Genomic DNA, 22,963 nt, shown 5'->3' with positions numbered 1-22,963 from the left:
CTGCGGTAGAATGGCGGTGTGGATAAACAATACGGCACAAGAAACGTCTATTTGGTAGGCCTGATGGGCGCTGGCAAGACGACCATTGGGCGATCACTGGCAAAGCGCCTTGGCCTCGATTTTATTGATTCGGACCGCGAAATCGAGGCGCGTACAGGCGTCAGCATCCCGACGGTTTTTGAAATCGAGGGGGAGGAGGGTTTTCGCAAGCGTGAAGCTCAGGTGATCGCGGATCTTTCCCGGCTCAGCGGTCGGGTGGTGGCCACCGGGGGCGGCGTGGTTTTACGCCAGGAGAATCGGGCCAACTTGAGAGCGAGTGGCTTTGTCGTTTATCTCAACGTGCCGCCATGCACCCTGTGGGAACGCACGCGGCATGATCGAAATCGCCCCCTGCTGCAGGTCGACGACCCCCTGCTCAAGCTAAAGGAACTCTACTCGCAACGCGACCCATTCTATCGCGAAGTGGCGGATCTGGTTGTCGATGGCAGCCGGAGCAATGCACAGGGGATTCTGCAATTGTTGATCAAGGAAGTTGGGGAGCGATGGAAACTCTGAATGTGGCCTTGGGCGAACGGGCCTATCCGATCCATGTCGGGCAGGGGGTTTTTGATCGTAGCGCATTGCTACTCCCCCATCTGCGACAAGCAAAGGTTGCTGTTGTTACCAATACGACGGTCGCGCCACTTTATCTGCAGCGCTTTGCAACGCCATTGCGCGCTGCCGGCATCGAGGTTGTTGAGATAATTCTGCCTGATGGCGAGCAGTTCAAGAACTGGCAAACGCTCAATACGATTTTCGATTCCCTGCTCGAGCACCGTTGTGAACGTTCAACCACACTGATTGCCTTGGGTGGCGGCGTTATCGGAGATATGACCGGTTTTGCTGCGGCCTGTTATCAGCGGGGCGCGCCGTTCATTCAGATCCCGACGACCCTGCTTGCGCAAGTCGATTCGTCGGTCGGTGGCAAGACGGCGATCAACCATCCGTCAGGCAAGAACATGATCGGTGCTTTCTATCAGCCAAGGCTGGTGCTGGCCGATACCGATCTCTTGAATACCTTGCCGGACCGCGAGTTAAGAGCGGGGCTGGCAGAGGTCATCAAATACGGATTGATCCGTGACCTGCCTTTTCTCGAATGGCTTGAAACCAATCTGGAACGTTTGCTGGTATTGGAGCCGGAGGCGCTGGAGTACGCCATCTGCCGATCGTGCGAGAACAAGGCCGAAGTGGTTGTTGCCGATGAGCATGAAAACGGGGAAAGGGCGTTGCTCAATCTCGGCCACACCTTTGGCCATGCAATAGAAACCGGGATGGGCTACGGCGAATGGTTGCATGGTGAGGCCGTGGCCGCCGGAACCATGATGGCTGCCGAACTGTCGTGCCAACTTGGCTGGATCAGTGCGGTCGACGTCATCCGTATCGAAAGGCTTTTTGAGCGAGCAGGATTGCCGGTATCCGGCCCGGCAATGGGCGCAGATCGCTACCTTGAACTGATGCAGCACGACAAGAAGGTGCAGGACGGAAAATTGCGCCTCGTCCTGTTCAAGCAGATCGGTCAGGCCGTGGTAAGTGATGCCGCGTCGCAAACCGGGATTGCCATAGTCATTGCTGCGCGTTCTTCTCATGCATGAACTTGCGCCTTACGCCGTTACAACGGCCAATTCAAGGGGGCGCCGCCACAACGACGAGCCACCTTCGCACCGCAGCGAATTCCAGCGTGATCGCGATCGTATCGTGCATTCGACTGCTTTCCGGCGGCTTGAGTACAAGACACAGGTTTTCGTTAATCACGAGGGCGACCTGTTCCGGACACGGTTGACACACACCCTCGAAGTGGCACAGATCGCCAGAGGTATAGCGCGCGCCCTCGGTCTCAACGAAGATCTTGTGGAAGCGATTTCCCTGGCCCATGATCTTGGGCATACCCCGTTCGGTCATGCCGGTCAGGATGCTCTTAATGAGTGCATGCAGGGCCATGGTGGCTTCGAGCACAACCTGCAAAGCCTGCGTATCGTTGATCTGCTTGAGGAGCGCTACGCTGCATTTGACGGGCTCAATCTGACTTTTGAAACACGCGAGGGCATCGTCAAGCATTGCTCTCTGGAAAATGCACGTCAGCTTGGAGAACTTGGCGAGCGCTTCATGAACCGGACACAACCGACGCTTGAAGCGCAAATATGCAATTTCGCCGACGAAATCGCCTACAACAACCACGACGTCGATGATGGACTGCGCTCCGGATTGATTTCGCTTGAGCAACTGCAAGACGTCAACCTGTTTGCACGATATGTGTCTGAGGTTAGAACCGCTTATCCCGGCCTTGGCGGGCGTCGTCTGGTGCATGAAACAATCCGCCGCATGATCAATATTCTGGTGTGCGATCTGGTCGAAACCACGGCCAGCAACATTGACCGACATAAACCGAAAGATCTTGCCGAAGCCAGGCTGGGAGAGCCACTGGTCGGGTTCTCGGAAGAATTACGTGATGCGCAGCGTGAGATGAAGCGTTTTCTGCACAAAAATCTCTATCAGCATTTTCAGGTCTTGCGCATGACCAGCAAAGCGCAACGAATCGTCAGCGAACTTTTTTCGGCTTTCCTCAGTGATCCTCGCCTGTTGCCACCGCAGTATCAGGTGGATAGCGATCAGTCGCGCAGGGTAGCCGACTACATTGCCGGGATGACCGACCGCTATGCGATGAAAGAACACCGCCGATTGTTTGCGGTTGGCGAAATCTGACGAGAGTTGCCTGCAGGCCGCATGGACAGGCGATCTACAAGCAATACGCCTGAAGAGTGGCGTCTTCATTGACTCTCCGGACTGCCGCCTCGTAGAGTGCCTATTGGCGCGGCTTCCAGGTGCGGAGCTATTGCCGTGTTGACTCAGCCAAAAATTACAAACCGTTTTGCCGGATTACTTACTTAGCTGGCCAATCCTTGATATAGGCCTTGAGCAACTTGTTCTCGAAGTTGCGCTCTTCCAGCACGGCTTTGGCGACATCGTGGAGTGAAATGACGCTAATCAGGGTGTCGCCATCCATGACCGGCAAGTAGCGGGTATGCGTGTTGACCATCAGTCGGCGCAATTCGTCAAGATCCATCGATGCTTCGGTGGTCGGCGGGTTGGTGTGCATGGCCTCGCTGACCAGAATTTCGGCAATGGGCGGGGTGGGGCCGACGCGGCCTTCACTTTGACGTTTGGCCAGTATTAACAGGACCTCGCGAAAGGTCAGCATTCCCACCAATTTACCGTCGTCATCAGTGACGACAACCGAGCCAATGTCTTTTTCGGCCATTATGATGACTGCTTCGGAGAGCAGCGAATCCGGGCGTACTGAATACAGTGCAGAACCCTTGACCTTGAGTACTTCCTTAACCTCCATGCTACCCCCTGAATATAGTTGTTTGATCCAGTTTCTTCGCCCTTTCGGGGAAGCTTTGCTGCAGTCCTGAAATTGGGCAGCGCCCGCGTTAACGAGCACTGCCCCAGGCTGTTTAACGAGTATCGTAACCGGGAATCAGGATTTTAAAGCAATCAGGACTTCGTCAAGCATTTTCTTGGCGTCGCCAAAGAGCATGCGGTTGTTTTCCTTGTAGAACAGCGGATTGTCGACGCCCGCATAGCCGGAAGCCATGCTTCGCTTCATCACGATCGAAGTTTTGGCTTTCCAGACTTCGAGTACCGGCATGCCGGCGATCGGGCTGTTCGGATCGTCCTGCGCGCCGGGGTTGACGATGTCGTTGGCGCCGATCACCATCACCACGTCGGTCTGCGGGAAGTCGTCGTTGAGCTCGTCCATCTCCATTACGATGTCGTAAGGCACCTTGGCTTCGGCCAGCAACACATTCATGTGGCCTGGCATGCGCCCGGCGACCGGGTGAATGCCGAAGCGGATATTGACGCCTTTCGCGCGCAGATGCTTGGTGATTTCGTAGACCGTGTGCTGCGCCTGGGCTACAGCCATGCCATAGCCCGGAACGATGATCACACTCTTGGCATCACGTAGCAGTTCAGCCGTTTCATCTGCCAGAATCGGAGAAACTTCACCAGCCGGTTCGCCGTTGGCCGGAGCCACCGTCGTGCCGCCTGCCGTGCCGAATCCTCCAGCGATGACGCTGATGAAATGGCGATTCATTGCAGCACACATGATGTAGGAGAGGATCGCACCGCTCGAACCGACCAGCGCACCGGTAACGATCAGCAGGTCGTTCGAAAGCATGAAGCCGGTTGCTGCCGCTGCCCAGCCTGAGTAGCTGTTAAGCATCGAAACCACCACCGGCATGTCGGCACCACCAATCGCCATCACCATGTGGATGCCGAACAGGAGCGCGATCACCGTCATCACGATCAAGGGCGTCATGCCATCCTGGATGCTGTGGGCATTGAGGAACTCGCGCCCGAACCAGATCACCACCAGCAGGCCAAGCAGATTCAGCCAGTGACGGCCGGGCAGCAGCATCGGGTTGCCGCCGATCTTGCCGGACAGCTTGCCGAAAGCGATCAGCGAACCCGAAAAGGTAATTGCCCCGATCAGGATGCCGATATAGATCTCCATCTCGTGGATGGCCTTGGCTGGGCCGGTGAAGTCGGCCGATGCCGCCGGATCGATATAGGTTGCAAAGCCGACCAGCATGGCGGCAAGGCCGACGAGGCTGTGCATCAGGGCGACCAGTTCCGGCATCTGGGTCATTTTGACGATGCGTGCGGCGTAGAGCCCGATGCTGCAGCCCACGACCATGGCACCGACAATCCAGGGAATGCCGGCAATGGTGACGCGCGGCCCGAAGACCGTGGCCAGCACGGCGATGGTCATGCCGATCATGCCGTAGAGATTGCCGCGCCGCGAGGTTTCCGGATTGGAGAGGCCGCCGAGGCAAAGGATGAAAAGGATAATTGCTCCGATATAGGAGACGGTTGCCAGACTTTCAGACATGTTCATCTTCCTTATTTACGGAACATAGCCAGCATGCGCTGGGTTACGGCGAAACCGCCGAACATATTAATGGTGGCGAGAACGATTGCGACCACGGCGATCCAGCGAATCAAGTCATCAGGTCGGTCGATCGACCCGGCAACCGGCGAGATCTGTACCAGTGCGCCGATGGCGATGATGCTGCTGATGGCATTGGTAACGCTCATCAGTGGTGTGTGCAGCGCCGGTTTGACATTCCAGACCACCATATAGCCGACGAAGCAGGCCAGTACGAAGACGGTGAAGTGCGCCAGGAATTCTTTCGGGGCACTGGCGCCGATGAACCAGAACAGTGCCGCAGCAACGCCAAACATGACGGCCGTGCTGGTGCCGGAAGCTGGTGCGCTGGCGCCGTGACCGTGGCCCTTTTTGGCGGCGGCAACGGGTGCGGCCTTGGCGACTGCCGGCGGTGCGGCCGAAACCTTGGGAGCCGGGGGCGGCCAAGTGACTTCGCCATTCTTGATTACGGTCAGGCCGCGGATGGCTTCGTCTTCCATGTTAACGTCGATGATGCCGTCCTTGGTCTTGCACAACTCCTCGGTTAGGCGAAACAGGTTGGTTCCGTACAGCGTCGACGACTGCTTGGCCAGGCGCGAGGGCAGGTCGGTGTAGCCGACGATGGTCACGCCGTGCTTGACCACGACCTGGCCAGGCTCGGTCAGTTCGCAGTTACCACCGCGCTCGGCCGCCAGGTCAACGATGACGCTGCCCGGCTTCATGCTCTTTACCATCTCGGCGGTGATCAACTTGGGTGCGGGCTTGCCGGGAATCAGCGCGGTGGTGATGATGATGTCCACCTCCTTGGCCTGCTTGGCGTACATCTCGCGCTGTGCGGTCTGGAAGCCCTCGCTCATTACCTTGGCGTAACCGCCGCCGCCGGAGCCTTCTTCCTCATAATCGACCTTGACGAATTCGCCGCCCATCGACACGACCTGGTCGGCCACCTCGGCACGGGTGTCGTTGGCGCGCACGATGGCGCCCAGGCTGACAGCGGTGCCGATCGCCGCCAGGCCGGCCACGCCGGCGCCGGCGATGAAGACCTTGGCTGGCGGAACCTTGCCCGCGGCCGTGATCTGGCCACTGAAGAAGCGGCCGAAGGCGTTGGCGGCCTCAATGACGGCGCGGTAGCCGGTGATGCCGGCCATGGAGGTCAGCGCGTCCATCTTCTGGGCGCGGCTCAGCGTGCGCGGCAGCGAGTCGATGGCCAGCACGGTGACTTTTCTGGCCGCCAGTTGTTTCATCAATTCCGGGTTTTGGGCCGGCCAGATGAAGCTGATCAACGTCTGCCCTGCATGCATCAAGCCGACTTCGTCCGCGCTCGGTTCGCGTACCTTGAATACGAGATCGGATGCGGCCCAAAGTTTGGCGGCCCCTTCAATGATCTCTGCGCCCGCAGTGCGGTAGACGTCGTCACTGAAATTTGCGGCATCGCCGGCGCCTGATTCAACGGCGACCTTGAAACCCAGCTTGATCAGTTTTTCGACGACTTCGGGGACGGTTGCAACGCGCTTTTCGCCCGCAAAGACCTCCCGTGGTACTCCGATAGTCAGTGGCATTCAGTTCTCCATCACTCGTTTCGTAAGTGTTTAAAAATACGGTCCGCAGCCTAACAACCTGCGTAACCATTTCCCCTCAAATGCGAATTCCCAACAGCCTGTCATGAAATGCTGAAAATGCCAGCCGACTGGCGGGTGCGAAAAGTGCTGTTCTCTGTATGGCCTCGGATGTCGGCAACTGACCGGATCCTATTATTATGGAATGAGTCTATAAACCTGGATTGCTACTCTAACATGTGGAGGCCGTTGAAAACAGGGCCGTTGCGTCTTGATTCAGGGTAAATGGACAAACCCATGACTTCAAGACCGGGCTTTGACCGCAAAGGCGACTAAAAGTGCCGCGAAGTAGATTTTCGGTAGCCTGCGCGCATTATTTACGGTGAATTGTTCGCCACTTTTTGTCAGGTTGATTGTCATATTATTTGACGTGGCAATGTCCAGTAGAGTGCATTCAGAGCACTGTTTTGGTGCGGTTCATGGGTTTGAGCGACAGGGGTTTCGCGATATAATCTGCGGTCTTCCACTGAATGCATAAGCTGGCTACATGCCAGCTTTTTTGACGTTTTGTGTATTGACAATCTGTGTTGTGTCATTGTTTTGTGAGGATTTGAGCGTGATGGATTCGGCTGTACCTGAACGGCAAGGGCTATATGACCCGGCCAACGAGCACGATGCCTGCGGTGTCGGTTTTGTGGCGCATATCAAGGGCCGGAAAAGCCATTCGATTGTCCAGCAGGGCTTGCAGATCCTGAAGAATCTGGATCACCGTGGCGCGGTTGGCGCTGATCCGCTGATGGGTGACGGCGCGGGTATCCTGATACAGATTCCTGACGTTTTCTTCCGCGAGGAAATGGCACGGCAGGGAGTGGTTCTGCCGCGTGCTGGTGATTACGGCATCGGCATGGTTTTTCTGCCGAAGGAGTCGGCCTCCCGCATGGCATGTCAGGAGGAAATCGAACGTGCAGTACGCTCCGAAGGGCAGGTAGTTCTGGGCTGGCGTGATGTGCCTGTTGATCACACGATGCCGATGTCGCCGGCGGTTCGCACGCGTGAGCCGATCATTCGCCAGATATTCATTGGCCGAGGCGCCGACATCATGGTGACCGATGCCCTTGAGCGCAAACTCTATGTCATCCGTCGCGGCGCCGCGAATGCGGTCAAGGCGCTCGGACTACAGCACAGCAAGGAGTTCTATCAACCCTCAATGTCGGCGCGGACGATCGTCTACAAGGGCCTGCTGCTGGCCAACCAGGTTGGTGAGTACTATCTCGACCTGAAGGATCCGCGTTGCATCTCGGCACTGGCACTGGTCCACCAGCGTTTTTCGACCAACACCTTCCCGACCTGGCACCTTGCCCATCCGTTCCGGATGATTGCGCATAATGGCGAAATCAATACCCTGCGCGGCAACTATAACTGGATGCGTGCCCGTGAAAAGGGTACGTGGTCGCCGCTGCTGGGTGCCGATCTGGATAAAATCTGGCCGCTGATATATCCCAACCAGTCCGACTCTGCCTCGTTCGACAACGCACTTGAACTGCTGGTGATGGGTGGCTATTCGCTGGCCCACGCGATGATGATGCTGATTCCGGAAGCCTGGGAATCGCACACCCACATGGACGGAAAACGCCGAGCATTTTACGAATACCATGCGGCGATGATGGAGCCGTGGGACGGCCCGGCGGCCGTGGCCTTTACCGATGGCCGTCAGATTGGCGCTACGCTCGACCGTAATGGCCTGCGTCCGGCACGCTACCTGGTTACGGACGACGATCTCGTCGTCATGTCATCGGAATCCGGCGTGTTGCCGATTCCCGACGAGAAGATCGTCAAGAAGTGGCGTTTACAGCCGGGCAAAATGTTCCTGATCGACCTTGATCAGGGGCGCATCATTGACGATCTCGAACTGAAGGAAGGCCTGTCGCGGCAAAAACCCTATCAGGACTGGGTAGCACGCATCAACATCAAGCTCGACGGCCTGAAAGCTCCTGCCAATGTGCTTGCGCCAGAGTGCTCAGCGTCGCTGATTGATCGCCAGCAAGCCTTTGGCTACAGCCAGGAAGACATCAAGTTCATTCTTGAACCGCTGGGGAATACCGGCGAGGAAGCCACTGGTTCGATGGGTAACGACTCTCCGCTGGCGGTGCTGTCGAGCAGGAACAAACCCCTGTTCAACTACTTCCGGCAACTGTTCGCTCAGGTAACCAACCCGCCAATCGACCCGATTCGCGAACAAATGGTCATGTCGCTGATGTCCTTCATCGGCCCCAAGCCGAACCTGCTGGGCATCAACGAAATCAACCCGCCGTATCGTCTTGAAGTGACGCAACCGGTGCTCAGCTTCGCCAACATAGCCAAGTTGCGCAATATCGCCGCCTACACGGAAAACAAATTCCAGTCGGCAGAACTCGATATCTGCTATCCGCTGGCCTGGGGCAATGAAGGGGTTGAAGCGCGTCTGGCTTCGCTGTGCTCCGAAGCCGAGGATGCCGTGGTCAGGGGCTGCAGCATTTTGATCGTTTCCGACCGCAAGATGGATGCGGAGCATGTCGCCATCCCGGCATTGCTTGCCACTTCGGCAGTGCATCAGCATCTTGTAGCGAAGGGCTTGCGCACGCGCGTCGGTCTGGTCGTAGAAACCGGTTCTGCGCGAGAAACCCATCATTTCGCGGTGCTGGCCGGTTATGGCGCCGAAGCGATTCATCCCTACCTGGCTCTTGAAACGCTGCAACAGATGGCTGGTGATGACAATGAGAAACGCGAAAAGGTGGTCAGCCATTTCGTCAAGGGCATTGGCAAGGGGCTACTCAAGGTGATGTCCAAGATGGGCATTTCAACCTACATGTCCTACACCGGTGCGCAGATTTTCGAAGCCATCGGGTTGCAGAAGAAGCTGGTCGACAAGTACTTTACCGGCACCTCGACGCAGGTTGAAGGGATCGGCGTTTTCGAGGTCATGGAAGAGGCGATCCGTCTGCACAAGCAGGCTTTTGGCGATGACCCGGTACTGGCCAATATGCTCGATGCCGGAGGCGAATACGCCTATCGGATACGCGGCGAAGAGCACATGTGGACGCCGGATGCCATCGCCAAGCTGCAACACGCGACGCGCTCCGGCAAGTACGACAGCTACAAGGAATACGCCAGGATCATCAACGACCAGACCGAGCGGCACATGACGCTACGCGGCTTGTTCGAAATCAAGCCGGCTGGTCCGGCAGTGCCGCTTGAAGAGGTGGAAGCGGTTACCGAGATTGTCAAACGTTTCGCCACTGGCGCCATGTCGCTCGGCTCAATCTCGACCGAGGCGCACAGCACCTTGGCGATTGCCATGAACCGCATGGGTGGCAAGTCGAACACCGGTGAAGGTGGCGAAGATCCCGCACGCTTCAAGCCGGTCAAGGCCGGTCAGATGGTTTCCGAGATTGTCGGCAAGACCCGAATCGAGCGCGATTTGCAGCTCAGGGAAGGCGACAGCCTGCGTTCGGCGATCAAGCAGGTGGCCTCCGGTCGTTTTGGTGTGACCATCGAATATCTGGTTAATGCCGATCAGATTCAGATCAAGATGGCGCAAGGTGCCAAGCCTGGCGAGGGCGGGCAGTTGCCGGGGCACAAGGTATCCGAGTACATCGGCTTCCTGCGTCACTCGGTGCCGGGGGTCGGCCTCATTTCGCCGCCGCCGCACCATGACATCTACTCGATCGAAGATCTGGCGCAGCTCATTCACGACCTGAAAAATGCCAATCCGAAGGCTTCGATCAGTGTCAAGCTGGTTTCGGAAGTCGGCGTCGGAACGGTCGCTGCCGGGGTGACCAAGGCCAAGGCCGACCACATCGTGATCGCCGGTCACGACGGTGGAACGGGCGCCAGTCCGCAGTCGTCGATCAAACATGCCGGCTCGCCGTGGGAACTGGGTCTGGCCGAAACACAGCAAACGCTGGTGCTTAACCGCTTGCGTGGTCGCGTTCGGGTGCAGGCGGATGGTCAGATGAAGACTGGCCGCGACGTGCTGATCGGTGCGCTGCTTGGCGCCGACGAGTTCGGTTTTGCCACTGCACCGCTGGTCGTCCAGGGCTGCATCATGATGCGCAAGTGCCATCTCAACACCTGCCCGGTCGGTGTGGCCACGCAGGATCCGGCATTGCGCCGCAAATTTACCGGTCAGCCCGAGCATGTGATCAATTACTTCTTCTTTGTCGCCGAAGAGTTGCGTGAGCTGATGGCGCAGATGGGTATTCGCAAATTCAACGACCTGATCGGGCGTGCCGATCTTCTCGATATGCGCAAGGGCATCGATCACTGGAAGGCGCAAGGTCTCGACTACAGCCGCATCTTTCATTGTCCGGAGAAGCGTCCGGGCGATCCGGTGCTGCACTGCGAAGCGCAGGATCATGGTCTCGCCAAGGCGCTCGACAACCAGCTCATCGAATTGGCCAGACCAGCCATCGAGAAGGGCGAAAAAGTCAGGATCGAGTTGCCCATACGCAACGTCAATCGCACCGTTGGTGCCATGTTGTCTGGCCGTGTTGCCCAAAAATACGGTCATGCCGGATTGCCGGACGACACCATTTTCATCACCCTCAAGGGAACGGCGGGTCAGAGTTTTGGCGCCTTGCTGGCGCGCGGCGTGACCATTGATCTGATCGGCGAAGGCAACGATTACGTAGGCAAGGGGCTTTCCGGCGGCCGTATCATTGTTCGTCCGAATGCCGGTTTTCGGGGTGATTCCTCATCCAACATCATCATCGGCAACACGGTGCTGTATGGTGCGACCGAAGGCGAGGCTTTCTTTGCCGGGGTGGCTGGCGAACGCTTTGCGGTCCGCAACTCCGGCGCCACGGCCGTTGTCGAAGGCGTTGGCGATCACGGCTGCGAATACATGACCGGCGGCACGGTTGTCGTGCTCGGCATCACCGGGCGCAATTTCGCCGCTGGCATGTCGGGTGGGGTAGCCTATGTTCTCGACGAGGATGGCAGCTTCGAATCGCGTTGCAACATGGCGCAAGTTGCTCTGGAACCGGTCGAAGAAGAATTCGCCGCCCGTCAGGGAAGCGATGCCGGCGACGAACTCGAAAGCCACGGCAAAGTTGATATCCGTCATCTGGGTCTGGCCGACGAGGCACTGCTCAAGGGCTTGATCGATAAACACGCCAAGTACACCGGCAGTTTGCAGGCACGCCGTATCCTCGATGACTGGGCTGCTTACCGTACCAGCTTCGTCAAGGTGATGCCGATCGAATATCGTCGCGCGCTCACCGAAATGGCCGCAAAAAATGCCGTGAAACAGCAACTGGAGGCAGCATAAATGGGAAAGCCGACTGGCTTCATGGAGTTTCAGCGTCTGTCGGAGGCCTACGAGCCTATCGATGGACGTCTGAAGAATTACCGTGAGTTTGTTATCACGCTCAGCGATGAACAGGCGAGTCTGCAGGGGGCACGCTGCATGGATTGCGGCATACCTTTCTGCAGTAACGGTTGCCCGGTGAATAACATCATTCCTGACTGGAATGACCTCGTTTATCGCGGCAACTGGGAGCAGGCTTTGGCCGTGCTGCATTCGACCAATAATTTCCCCGATTTCACCGGCCGTATCTGTCCGGCACCTTGCGAGGCGGCCTGCACGCTGAACATCAACAATGACCCGGTGGGTATCAAGTCGATCGAGCATGCGATCATCGACAAGGGTTGGGAGATGGGCTGGGTCGTTCCGCAGCCACCGAAAAAGAAGACCGGCAAGCGAATTGCCATTGTCGGCTCAGGCCCGGCCGGCCTGGCGGCCGCGCAGCAACTGGCGCGTGTTGGTCATGACGTCACGGTGTTCGAGAAGAACGACCGCGTCGGCGGCTTGCTCGGCTACGGTATCCCCGACTTCAAGCTCGATAAATCCCTGATTGAACGTCGCGTAAAGCAGATGGAGGCCGAAGGCGTTATCTTTCGCACGCGCGTTATCGTGGGATGCGAGGATGTGCCGTCAGGCATTGCCAACGATGCAGCCCCATTCGGTGAGGCTGGACAGGACGAGGATTACGAGAACTCATCGACCGGCGTTACCAATGACGCTGTACATTTCATTATGGCTGAACAGATTACAGAGGATTTCGATGCGGTGATTCTGGCCGCCGGCTCCGAAGTGCCGCGCGATCTGCCGATCCCTGGGCGCGAACTTCAAGGCGTTCACGCTGCCCTTGAGTTTCTGATTCCGCAGAACAAGAAGGTCGCCGGGGGCAAGGAAAATCCGATCAGCGCCAAGGGGAAGCACGTTATTGTCATCGGCGGTGGTGATACCGGTTCCGATTGCGTGGGAACGAGTTATCGCCACGGTGCGGCTTCGGTGACGCAGTTTGAACTGATGCCGCAGCCCCCCGAGGAGGAAAACAAGGCGCTGACCTGGCCGTATTGGCCGCTGAAGATGCGTACCTCTTCGTCGCATCTGGAAGGTGAAACGCAGCGCAAGTTTGCCATTGCGACCAAGGCGTTCATTGGCGAACAGGGCGTTCTCAAGGCCTTGACAACCGTCGAACTGGAATGGAAGGACGGCAAGATGAGTGAAATTGCCGACAGCGAAAAAACTTTCCCCGCCGACCTCGCATTCCTGGCCATGGGTTTCTTGAATCCGGTGGGTGGGTTGCTTGATGCATTCGGCGTCGAGAAGGATGCGCGCGGCAACGCCAAGGCCACAACGGACGGAGTCGGCTGCTACGCAACCAGTGCCGCCAAGGTCTTTGCTGCCGGTGATACGCGTCGGGGACAGTCGCTGGTCGTTTGGGCGATCCGCGAGGGCCGGCAATGCGCCAGGGAGGTCGACGCTTTCCTCATGGGATCGAGTACCTTGCCGCGCTGATTTTTGATCGTTTTGATGGCTGCAACCCGCATGAATAGGCGATCTACAGGACGTATGCCTGAACAGTGGCGTATTCATTGGCTGTTGCGGTAGTTGCCTTGTAGATCGCCTATTGGTGAGGGTTGCAGGACAGTGGTTAGCGCGATTCTCAAAAAGCCAAGGCGGTTCCCCGGGCCCTTTGCTCAGATTCGGAGCGAGGCGACAAACCGCTCTGCCATGACTACATCTTTTCCCTGACGCAGAGACAGCTACTTCTCTGGACATCCGAGTAGAACGACAGCCCTTCGGGTCTGTAGACCGAAATAATTCCCTCCGGCAGAGTGCAATCTGGAAGGAGGGTTTTCAGGATATCCTCGGATTCGTCGAAAAAGTCCGGGCGGAACAGGGCCTGCTCCGGGTCTTCAGAAATGGCGCCATAGAATATTTCCGCTTCCACCAGATCCTGGAAAAAGTGGCTGCCAAAGGAGAGTTCCGGTTGATAACCGGCCTCAGAGTAGGCAAGTTCGCACAGCACCTTCATGTTCCGGATTTCTGCAAACGAGACCGGCACTCCCAACTCGGGAGAAGTGGTTCCGATTCGCCCGGGAGCGAGGAGCATCAAGGCTTTCCCTTCTTCACCCAGGATGTTGTTTAGTCTGCCGATAGTCCGTGCAACCGTCGGTTTTTCCTTGTACGGAAGTTCGTAGTAGGCCTTCGGGTGGACCATGATTACCGCCCCCACGCTCAGATGGAGCTGGGGTCCCATGGTTTCCTGGCGAAGGTGAAAAAACACGTTTTCGCTTGGAAATCCCGAGGCCATGGCGTCGTCGATACCGATGTCGCTGCTGTTAGGCAAGCTCGGGGTTTTGAGCGGTCGGCACTGGAGCAGGTTGATCATGAAGTCTCCTCCTGCCGCCCAGTTGACGGTGAATTCGATATCAACCGGGTTTCCATATTCCTGCTGGAGAGCCTGCATGATTTTTCCGAGGGTGGCCAGTAATTTCTGGTCGCTGGCGACGCCCGGACAAGTGCCCAGATAGATGGCTCGATTCACTCCCCGTTCCTCAAGCAGGCGCTCGGCGTCAGCGTCATGCTCGGCCAGGAGCTTGGCGAGCCACGGCGGTAGCAGAGGAATGACCGTTTCCAGGCTGCGCGTGGTCAGAGCCCGTTGTGTCAGGTCAAGACCGTCAACCGAGTGCTGGCAGTAGCGGTTTCGGTTGGTTCCGCCCGAGGCATCGAGGTCTGGTTTGTCGAGGCTTATGAGTCGGGGATAGTCGCTTGACGTGCGATCCACTGCCCGGGTACCCAGCCCGGCGACCACGCGAACCATGCCCGCTGCCGGGTCAATATCCCGGTGCCAGCGCCACGCGCTCCAAGAGTAGCCGACCCCGGCGGCGGCGGGCATGAAAAAGTCACCAAATGGCGATCCTGACACCCGCTGGACCAGGATGGCCATTTGCTCATCCTGTGCTTCCAGGCCACGCTGCAGACGATAAGCAAGGGCGGAAGCGTCCATGGTGCTCGCGTAGACCTGCCGGATTGCGGACTCGAATGCCTGAAGCCGGTCCTCCGGGCTGCCGGTATTCACGCAGAACACTGATTCGTACTTGCCGGCGAAGGCATGGCCAAAGCTGTCTTCGAGAAGGCTGCTGGAGCGGACGATGATGGGCGCCTGACCGTAATATTCCAGCGTGCGAATGAATTGTCCGCGCATGTGTTCAGGAAACACGCCCGTCAGAATGCCTTCGCAAAGCGCCGGTGCCTGTGCAAAATAACCTTCAGTTGTGCATTGCTGCATGCGCAGCTTCCACAGGTGGTTGTGCACCAAGTAGGTATAGAAAACGTCGGAACCCAGGTACCAGGAATCATGAGGTTCCATGTTCTCCACCAGTTCGGGCAGCACCCGGCGCGCTATCCAGCGTGACAGGAGCATTCCTGTAGACTTGCCTCCCGCTTTTCCCGAGCCAATCATGCGCTCCTTGACCGCCAGCAGGTCGGCCACTGTACAGTTTTGTTTAACCAAGGCCAGAATCCGCGGGTCAGTCCCCAGCAGACGTTCAGCCATGGTATTGATCAGATTTTCAACTTCGTCAGCATCGGTGTCCTGTTTTTCACGGGCGGCGATGAAAAAACGCTCCCAACTGTCCAGCTGCTGTGCTCCTCCCGGGCTCGACTCAATACCAACCAGTTGGTAGAAGCGGCTGACCGATACGCCATCGGTAATGCTCTCGATCTGGTCTGGTTTTGAAAGGCACAATCGATGCGGGAAGAACATGGTGGGCGAAAACCGTTGCCAGACCTTGAGCGGGTGCACATACAGGCAGTCCTCGTCGTGGTAGAGGTCGATCAGGAGCTGGGTGGTCTCGCGTATCCTGGCAATGGTATCGAAACTGTGGCGGTTTCTGAGCAGGCAGAACCAGGCAATGGTGTCCAGTTCAAACAGGAACGGGCAGGTCACCACGAAAAAATTTCCCATCATGAGATCTGCCGCCCATGCGGTCTGAAGCTCCGAAAGGCAGTCAAACACATAGAAAGCATCGAGGCCCGCGTCGGCCACAATCCTGTGCACTTCGCCGGTAAAGCTTTCAAAGCCCTGGGACGGGTCAAGCTGATGGATGATCAGGCTGGGTTGTGGTTCCAGGAGTGGTGGGTGCGGTGCAAACCTGATGTAGCGGAGCATCCGGCCATCAGCTATGGCCTGGCGGGCAAAAGGTTCTACGATGCTCCGGTAGTCGTCCACCGAGGAAACCTGCCAAACCACATTGTCCCCAAGGCGTATCCAGTCCAGCGTCCGGTCAAGGCCGTCGAAACCGCTGGCTATCCTGTCGAAAGCTGCCATACACAACCTCTTTTTTTCATCTTGCCAATAGCAAGGTTAGTACCTTGATCGAGACAACAATTCGAACAGTTCAAGTTGTGCCTTTTCTCCACCCCTGCGTCAGCCTGATGTAGAGCAGCAAGCTGACTAATCCCGCGACAGTGCAAGTGGGGCTATTCGGCTTGCAGGGTAAATTTGTTCTAACCAACCACAGTCATTCCGGCGAAAGCCGGAATCCAGATTCGTCCATCTGATCAAGATGTTAAAAAATCTGTTTGATAAACGAACTGGCTCTGCATTTCCTTCGGTCAGATTCCGGGTCAAGCCCGGAATGACGGTAAATCAATGAGTTAGTGGTAGAACAAATTTACCCTGAATCGGCTTGAGTTCGCATTGGTGTTTGCCCGAAAGCAGATCAAAAAAAGGCCGAGGGCAACAGCCCTCGGCTTCAAACGAATGGAACAGGTAGCTTAAATTACGCCCTGTGCCAGCATGGCATCGGCCACCTTCACAAAACCGGCCACATTGGCGCCGTTCACATAGCTGAGCGTGCCGTCGGCAGCGCGTCCATGTTGCAGGCAGGCTTCGTGAATGCTGCGCATGATGCCGTGCAGGCGGGCATCGACTTCTTCGCGTGGCCAAGAGATGCGCATGGCGTTCTGGCTCATTTCCAGGCCCGAAGTGGCGACACCACCGGCGTTGCTGGCCTTGCCGGGTGCGTACAGCACGCCATTGCCCTCGAATACCTTCACGGCTTCCATTGTTGAAGGCATGTTGGCACCTTCAGCGACACAAATGACACCGTTTTTCACCAGCGTCTCGGCATCTTTGCCATCCACTTCGTTTTGCGTCGCACATGGCAGGGCTACATCGACCGGCACATGCCATGGGCTTACACCTTCAAGGAACTTGACGTTAACCCGCTTGGCGTAATCACTGACACGACCATAGAGATGGTTCTTCACTTCCATCAGCTCGGCAAGTTTCTCTGTCGTGAAGCCAGCTTCATCGACGATTGTGCCACTTGAGTCGGACACCGTGACCACCTTGGCACCCATCTCCATTGCCTTTTCGACGGCGTACTGAGCCACGTTGCCTGAACCCGATACGCTGACACGCAGGCCATCGAAACTGCGGCCGGTCAGCTTGAGCATTTCTTCAGCGAAGTAGACCGTGCCGTAGCCGGTGGCTTCAGGCCGGATCAGCGAACCGCCGAAGCTCAGCCCTTTGCCCGTAAACACGCAGTCGGAACTGTTGCTCAGTTTTTTCATCATGCCGACAATGAAGCCGATTTCGCGGCCACCGACACCGATGTCACCGGCCGGAACGTCGGTGTTGCTGCCGATGTGGCGGAACAGTTCGCACACGAAGGCTTGACAGAAGCGCATCACCTCGCCCGGGCTCTTGGCCTTGGGGTCGAAGTCGGAGCCGCCCTTGCCGCCACCCATTGGCAGCGTGGTCAGAGCATTCTTCAGCGTCTGTTCAAACGCCAAAAACTTCAGAATCGACGGGTTGACCGACGGGTGAAGGCGTAGACCGCCTTTGTAAGGGCCAATGGCCGAACTGTGCTGGATGCGATAGCCACGGTTGACCTGCACATCTCCCTTGTCGTCCACCCATGAAACGCGAAAGGTGATCATCCGCTCTGGCTCAACCAGACGCTCGAGCAGACCATGTTCGGCGTATTTATGGTTCTGTTCGATGAAAGGCCACAGGCTTTCCATGACTTCGGTGACGGCCTGCAAAAATTCCGGCTGGCCCGCATTGCGGCCAGCGACATAACCCAGGAAACCTTCGAGCGACTTATGCTTCAATTTGATACCCCCTTAGTTGATTTGTTTGTAGCGGCGAATATTATGCACAAATTCGGGGGCGCTTGCATCAATTACGCACAAATTTGGTGAATAGAAATAATTCATGCACGCTTATTGGGTAATCGTACCTGAAGTACGCACATTTTCAGGGCTGTTCATCTATGCGCACCAAAGTATGTTTATTTTTTAATAATTTGCATGGCATTGTTACAGGTAGTTGTCAGCTTGGCACTGCCCAGGTTTTGTCTTTGTTCTAACGGGCGTGGCTTTGTCAGGCGCCCCAGTTAATGAAAGCCCTGCCCGCTTTCCTCACCCCCGGCCCCTTCCAGAGGGCGAGGGGAGGTTCGAGAGTCGCTCGCGCGACCTTCACGCTAACTTTCCGTTGCTTCAGAACTTGTTGCTACGTTGGAAATTGATGCCTTCCTGATGGGGTCGAGTATCCAGCATTGACTTTTCTTCCTCGAAAATATGAGGGGAACGCTGGTCTTTTCATTATGAACCCCCATCCCGCTGTTTAACGGATTGGGGTTTTCCTTTAGCTAAAGACAAGGCTATGGCATAGTAGCGACTGCTTAGAAGGGGGAAGTGGACAATGAATCCGGAATTGCAAAAATCCTTGCAGGTTTCTGCGCTGCAAAACACGTTGGACAGCTACATGCTGATCATTTTGCTGATCATGGTTGTTGCCGGAATCCTCGGTGGCGTCGCCAACTATTTTCTGAGTGATCGACAAAGCGATCACGGTCGCAGTGATTGGGGAAAATACCTGATTCTCGGTGTGATTGCAGCACTGACAGTGCCTCTCTTCCTCAATATGATTTCCAGTAACTTGCTGGAAGCGGCACGTACCCGCCCTGTCGATTTTTTCGTCTTCGCCGGCTTCTGCCTGATCTATGTAGTGGCTTCACGAAGAGTCTTTGAGAACGTGGCCAACAAGCTTCTGAGTCAGATGGATCAAATGAAGCGAGAGATGCTTCAGCTCAAACAGCAACGACAGGATGTCCCTCTTCCCGCGCTTCGCGATGATCCCTTGTCAGTAGTCGAGGCGCCACCGCCATTGGCTCTCAGGCCGGAGGTGATCAAGGAGTCGATATCCTACAACGACATCGAAATTCTGCGCGCGCTGGCTGAGGAGAGCTACGTTTACGGCAATCTTGTCGGGCTAACCGACAAGACCGGTTTGGCGCGTGATCTGGTCAGCACCCGTCTGACCATCCTCAAGAATCTTGGCGTCATCGAGACACGCATAAATGATAAGAACGTCCTGCACTGGTATGTTTCTCCCAAGGGAAAACAGATGTTGGGCGACATTCTCTCCGGACAGGAAGATCGCTAGATCGCCAGTCCGCTTTACCGGGAACACACTATGAATATCGTTATCCTCGCTGCGGGGCAGGGCAAGCGTATGCACTCCAATCTGCCCAAGGTCTTGCATCCGCTTGCCGGCAAGGCACTTGTTTCGCATGTGATTGAAGCCGCACGCCGTCTGTCTCCGCAAACCCTGTGCCTGGTCTACGGCCATGGCGGCGATGCCGTACGAACCACACTCGATGCGCCTGATCTGGCTTGGGCCTTGCAGGAGCCACAACTGGGCACCGGGCATGCGGTACAACAGGCCTTGCCGCATCTGAAGGGAGATGGAACGACGCTGATACTTTACGCTGACGTGCCGCTGATCCAGGCCGATACCCTGAAGCGACTGGTGCACGCAGCACAGGACGCGCTGGCCATCCTTACTGTTGAGTTGTCCGATCCGGACGGCTACGGGCGTATGGTGCGCAACGCTGCAGGGCAGGTAGTACGCATCGTCGAGCAGAAAGACGCCACGCCAGAAGAGCGCAGTATTCGTGAAATCAACACCGGGATCATGGCCATGCCGAGCGCTCGCCTTGGTGAATGGCTAGGCCGTTTGTCCAACAATAATTCCCAGAAAGAGTATTACCTCACCGACATTGTCGGCATGGCCGTTGCGGAGGGCTTGCCTATCCGTACAGCAAACCCGAAAAACGAATGGGAGGTGCTTGGTGTTAACAGCAAGGTTCAGCTAGCCGAACTTGAGCGCATTGCACAACGCTGCACTGCCGAACAATTGATGGAGCAGGGCGTGCGCCTGGCCGACCCGGCAAGAATAGACGTGCGTGGCGAACTGCTTTGCGGTCGTGACGTGTTCATTGACGTAAACTGTGTATTCGAGGGTAAGGTCAAACTCGATGAAGCGGTCGAGATTGGTCCCAACTGTGTGCTGAAGAATGCCCGTATTGGCGCCGGAACGCGTCTGGCCGCCTTTACCCATATCGAGGATGCCGTAGTCGGGCCCGATGCCAGGATTGGCCCCTTTGCCCGTCTGCGTCCGGGCACTGAATTGGCGGAGGATGTGCACATCGGCAACTTCGTCGAGATCAAGAAATGCCGGATTGCGGCGCACTCAAAGGTCAATCATCTGGCCTACATCGGCGACGCCATCATCGGCAGCCGGGTGAATGTCGGGGCCGGTACGATTACCTGCAACTACGATGGTGCCAACAAGTTCCAGACGATCATCGAGGACGACGCCTTCATCGGTTCTGATACGCAACTGGTAGCGCCGGTCACTGTTGGTCGTGGTGCTACCTTGGGCGCAGGAACAACGCTGACTGAAAATGCTCCGCCTGATACGCTGACCCTGTCGCGTGCCAAGCAGGTATCTATTGCGGGCTGGAAAAGGCCTAAAAAAATTGTGAAGAGTAAGGAGTAAAAAGTGAAGAGAAAAACCGAAAGGCGTTCTCAGAAGAGCTCCCGCGCACTACTCTTCACTCCTCACTCCTCACTCATCCCGGAATCCAACTAACCATGTGTGGCATCGTTGCTGCGGTCGCAGACCGCAATATTGTTTCCGTACTACTCGAAGGATTGCGCAAGCTTGAGTATCGAGGCTATGACTCGGCCGGGCTGGCGCTGATCAATTCTTCTGGCTTGCAGCGTTTGCGCTCCGTCGGCAGGGTGGCTGAACTCACTGCCCAGGTCGAAGAATCGTGCGCTGCCGGCAACACCGGAATCGCCCACACGCGCTGGGCAACTCACGGCGCTCCGTGTGAACGCAACGCACACCCGCACATCTCGCAGGGCCTCGCCGTCGTGCACAACGGCATCATCGAGAACCACGAGTTTTTGCGTGCCCGCCTGAGGGCCGAAGGCTATGAATTCACTTCGGATACCGATACCGAGGTGGTCGCTCATCTCATTGCTTCCGAACTGAAAAAATCCCCGGACTTCTTTGCCGCAACGCGTGCGGCGATTGCCCAACTGCAAGGGGCATATGCCATCGCCGTGCTGCGCGAAGCCGATTCGAGTCGAGTGATCGTCGCCCGTGAAGGCTCCCCGCTGCTGCTGGGTCTGGCCGATGAAGGCAATTATGCTGCCTCCGATGCATCCGCTCTGCTGCAGGTCACACGCCGCATCGTATATCTGGAGAACGGTGATTGCGCCGAGTTGATGCGCGATGGTTATCGTATTACGCGTGTTGACGGTACGCCTGTCGAGCGTGCAGAGACCGAGTCCCACCTTTCCGCCGATGCTGTCGAACTTGGCAAATATACCCACTACATGCAGAAGGAAATCTTCGAGCAACCGGTAGCGCTCTCCAATACCCTTGAAATGCTTGGCGCGACGCGCGGCATTCAGCCCGGACTGTTTGGCGCCAATACCGAAGAGACGCTAAAGGACGTGCGGCAGGTGCTGATCATTGCCTGCGGCACCAGCTATCATGCCGGCCTTGTTGCCCGCTACTGGCTTGAAGCGATTGCCGGAATTCCCTGCAACGTCGAAGTGGCGAGCGAATACCGTTATCGCGAATCCGTTCCCGATCCGCAGACGCTGGTTGTCACCCTTTCGCAGTCGGGCGAAACCGCCGACACGCTGGCTGCACTGCACCACGCCAAGTCGCTCGGCATGAAACATACCCTGTGCATCTGCAATGTGCCCGAATCTTCGCTGGTGCGCGAAAACGCATTGCGCTTCATCACCCGTGCCGGGCCTGAGATTGGTGTCGCTTCGACCAAGGCTTTTACCACGCAGCTTGCCGCCCTTTACCTGTTGACCCTGATTTTCGCCAAGTTGCGCGACCGCCTTTCAGCCCAGGTCGAAGCCGCCGAATTGCAAGCCCTGCGTCACTTGCCAATAGCGGTGGCCAAGGTGCTCGAACTTGAACCACAGATCCGCGAATGGGCTGAACACTTTGCCGTCAAGCAGGATGCGCTTTTCCTAGGACGAGGCCGGCATTACCCGATCGCGCTTGAAGGTGCACTCAAGCTCAAGGAGATTACCTACATCCATGCCGAGGCCTATCCGGCAGGCGAACTAAAACACGGACCGCTGGCATTAGTCGACAAGGACATGCCGGTGATCGCCGTTGCCCCCAATGACGCCTTGCTCGAAAAGCTGAAGTCCAACCTGCAGGAAGTTCGTGCCCGCGGCGGCGAACTTTATGTGTTTGCCGACGCCGACAGCAAAATGGTTACTTCGGATGGGGTGCATGTCATGCAACTGCCCGAACATTACGGCCAGCTTTCCGCGCTACTGCACGTCGTGCCTTTGCAACTGCTGGCCTATCACGTCGCGCTGGTCCGCGGGACGGATGTAGATAAACCACGCAATCTGGCGAAATCAGTCACGGTTGAGTAGGATGGTGTGCCTCTGCGGCGAAGCTGATGCCGACAAATAAAGTCCGTCGAAAAAAATAAAGTCCGTCGGGCTTAGTGCACATTCCACCCAAACCCACCACTCATTCCATTCGAAACCCTGCTAGCGATTCCAGTCCAAAGTCGGCCACCCAACTGACATCCTGATGATAGAGAATTCAACAGGCGCATTAAGTATTTTCGGCTATCTGGATTTTATTGACGAACGCCACAAATGCTGCGTCGCAGCAGATTGCAATTTGATAATCTATGGTGTCCTTCCGGCAAGAGTGCATGATTTTTCTTAACCAGCTTGCTATCGTCGTCC

Annotated in this window: 13 protein-coding genes; 8 read left to right on the top strand and 5 right to left on the bottom strand. The window is 56.7% G+C overall.

The genetic code is table 11. The annotated features are described in order from the left end of the window. The first annotated feature begins 18 nt into the window (after positions 1 to 18). The 3 genes from ACOYNV_RS10235 to ACOYNV_RS10225 are packed head-to-tail and all read left to right on the top strand — an operon-like array spanning position 19 to position 2,739. Positions 19 to 555, top strand: a complete 537-nt coding sequence (locus ACOYNV_RS10235; protein ID WP_422899670.1) for a shikimate kinase — start codon at positions 19 to 21, stop codon at positions 553 to 555. Next, positions 543 to 1,631: a 3-dehydroquinate synthase gene (gene aroB, locus ACOYNV_RS10230; RefSeq protein WP_422899669.1), complete on the top strand. Its 1,089-nt coding sequence runs from the start codon at positions 543 to 545 to the stop codon at positions 1,629 to 1,631. The genes ACOYNV_RS10235 and aroB overlap by 13 nt, the downstream gene beginning before the upstream one ends. Next, positions 1,624 to 2,739: a deoxyguanosinetriphosphate triphosphohydrolase gene (locus tag ACOYNV_RS10225; protein ID WP_422899668.1), complete on the top strand. Its 1,116-nt coding sequence runs from the start codon at positions 1,624 to 1,626 to the stop codon at positions 2,737 to 2,739. The genes aroB and ACOYNV_RS10225 overlap by 8 nt, the downstream gene beginning before the upstream one ends. Before the next feature lie 178 nt (positions 2,740 to 2,917). Here the strand turns inward: ACOYNV_RS10225 and ACOYNV_RS10220 are convergent, their stop codons facing one another. The 3 genes from ACOYNV_RS10220 to ACOYNV_RS10210 form a co-directional block, all read right to left on the bottom strand. Then, positions 2,918 to 3,382 (bottom strand): CBS domain-containing protein, encoded by a 465-nt coding sequence (locus ACOYNV_RS10220; protein WP_422899667.1) that lies wholly within the window; start codon positions 3,380 to 3,382, stop codon positions 2,918 to 2,920. A 135-nt stretch (positions 3,383 to 3,517) separates the two neighbouring features. Further along, positions 3,518 to 4,933 (bottom strand): Re/Si-specific NAD(P)(+) transhydrogenase subunit beta, encoded by a 1,416-nt coding sequence (gene pntB, locus ACOYNV_RS10215; protein ID WP_422899666.1) that lies wholly within the window; start codon positions 4,931 to 4,933, stop codon positions 3,518 to 3,520. Positions 4,934 to 4,944: 11 nt separating this feature from the next. Continuing rightward, positions 4,945 to 6,528: a Re/Si-specific NAD(P)(+) transhydrogenase subunit alpha gene (locus ACOYNV_RS10210; RefSeq protein ID WP_422899665.1), complete on the bottom strand. Its 1,584-nt coding sequence runs from the start codon at positions 6,526 to 6,528 to the stop codon at positions 4,945 to 4,947. A 616-nt stretch (positions 6,529 to 7,144) separates the two neighbouring features. Here ACOYNV_RS10210 and ACOYNV_RS10205 point away from each other — a divergent pair. Beyond that, the gene (locus ACOYNV_RS10205) at positions 7,145 to 11,833 is read left to right on the top strand and encodes a glutamate synthase-related protein (protein ID WP_422899664.1); all 4,689 of its coding nucleotides are present in this window, start codon (positions 7,145 to 7,147) and stop codon (positions 11,831 to 11,833) included. Next, entirely contained in the window at positions 11,834 to 13,369 is a 1,536-nt protein-coding gene (locus ACOYNV_RS10200; RefSeq protein ID WP_422899663.1) for a glutamate synthase subunit beta, read from the top strand. It begins immediately after the preceding gene. A gap of 220 nt (positions 13,370 to 13,589) precedes the next feature. Here the strand turns inward: ACOYNV_RS10200 and ACOYNV_RS10195 are convergent, their stop codons facing one another. Both ACOYNV_RS10195 and gdhA read right to left on the bottom strand, forming a co-directional pair. Beyond that, complete coding sequence (locus ACOYNV_RS10195) at positions 13,590 to 16,187, bottom strand: PEP/pyruvate-binding domain-containing protein (protein ID WP_422899662.1); 2,598 nt, start codon at positions 16,185 to 16,187, stop codon at positions 13,590 to 13,592. Positions 16,188 to 16,636: 449 nt separating this feature from the next. Further along, positions 16,637 to 17,980: an NADP-specific glutamate dehydrogenase gene (gene gdhA / locus ACOYNV_RS10190; protein ID WP_422899661.1), complete on the bottom strand. Its 1,344-nt coding sequence runs from the start codon at positions 17,978 to 17,980 to the stop codon at positions 16,637 to 16,639. Between the two features lie 592 nt (positions 17,981 to 18,572). Here gdhA and ACOYNV_RS10185 point away from each other — a divergent pair. The 3 genes from ACOYNV_RS10185 to glmS all read left to right on the top strand — a co-directional run bounded on the left by ACOYNV_RS10185 (position 18,573) and on the right by glmS (position 22,639). After that, a complete protein-coding gene (locus ACOYNV_RS10185; RefSeq protein ID WP_422899660.1) occupies positions 18,573 to 19,316 on the top strand; it encodes a YEATS-associated helix-containing protein in 744 nt (247 codons plus the stop codon). Positions 19,317 to 19,346: 30 nt separating this feature from the next. Further along, positions 19,347 to 20,714, top strand: a complete 1,368-nt coding sequence (gene glmU, locus ACOYNV_RS10180; RefSeq protein WP_422899659.1) for a bifunctional UDP-N-acetylglucosamine diphosphorylase/glucosamine-1-phosphate N-acetyltransferase GlmU — start codon at positions 19,347 to 19,349, stop codon at positions 20,712 to 20,714. Positions 20,715 to 20,809: 95 nt separating this feature from the next. Further along, positions 20,810 to 22,639, top strand: coding sequence for a glutamine--fructose-6-phosphate transaminase (isomerizing) (glmS, locus tag ACOYNV_RS10175; RefSeq protein WP_422899658.1), 1,830 nt, complete (start codon positions 20,810 to 20,812; stop codon positions 22,637 to 22,639). The last annotated feature ends 324 nt before the right edge of the window (positions 22,640 to 22,963 follow it).

The organism is Propionivibrio sp., assembly GCF_049316945.1.
GTDB lineage: Bacteria > Pseudomonadota > Gammaproteobacteria > Burkholderiales > Rhodocyclaceae > Propionivibrio.
The sequence above is the reverse complement of the archived record's forward strand: the minus strand, read 5'-3'. Positions and strand labels throughout refer to the sequence as shown.

What these genes read in the sequence shown, in the direction of transcription:
- glmS (WP_422899658.1), top strand. Translation starts at nt 20,810, where the DNA reads ATGTGTGGCATCGTTGCTGCGGTCGCAGACCGCAATATTGTTTCCGTA.
- ACOYNV_RS10185 (WP_422899660.1), top strand. Translation starts at nt 18,573, where the DNA reads ATGAATCCGGAATTGCAAAAATCCTTGCAGGTTTCTGCGCTGCAAAAC.
- ACOYNV_RS10205 (WP_422899664.1), top strand. Translation starts at nt 7,145, where the DNA reads ATGGATTCGGCTGTACCTGAACGGCAAGGGCTATATGACCCGGCCAAC.
- ACOYNV_RS10225 (WP_422899668.1), top strand. Translation starts at nt 1,624, where the DNA reads ATGCATGAACTTGCGCCTTACGCCGTTACAACGGCCAATTCAAGGGGG.
- ACOYNV_RS10195 (WP_422899662.1), bottom strand. Translation starts at nt 16,187, where the DNA reads ATGGCAGCTTTCGACAGGATAGCCAGCGGTTTCGACGGCCTTGACCGG.
- ACOYNV_RS10220 (WP_422899667.1), bottom strand. Translation starts at nt 3,382, where the DNA reads ATGGAGGTTAAGGAAGTACTCAAGGTCAAGGGTTCTGCACTGTATTCA.
- ACOYNV_RS10200 (WP_422899663.1), top strand. Translation starts at nt 11,834, where the DNA reads ATGGGAAAGCCGACTGGCTTCATGGAGTTTCAGCGTCTGTCGGAGGCC.
- ACOYNV_RS10210 (WP_422899665.1), bottom strand. Translation starts at nt 6,528, where the DNA reads ATGCCACTGACTATCGGAGTACCACGGGAGGTCTTTGCGGGCGAAAAG.
- aroB (WP_422899669.1), top strand. Translation starts at nt 543, where the DNA reads ATGGAAACTCTGAATGTGGCCTTGGGCGAACGGGCCTATCCGATCCAT.
- glmU (WP_422899659.1), top strand. Translation starts at nt 19,347, where the DNA reads ATGAATATCGTTATCCTCGCTGCGGGGCAGGGCAAGCGTATGCACTCC.
- pntB (WP_422899666.1), bottom strand. Translation starts at nt 4,933, where the DNA reads ATGTCTGAAAGTCTGGCAACCGTCTCCTATATCGGAGCAATTATCCTT.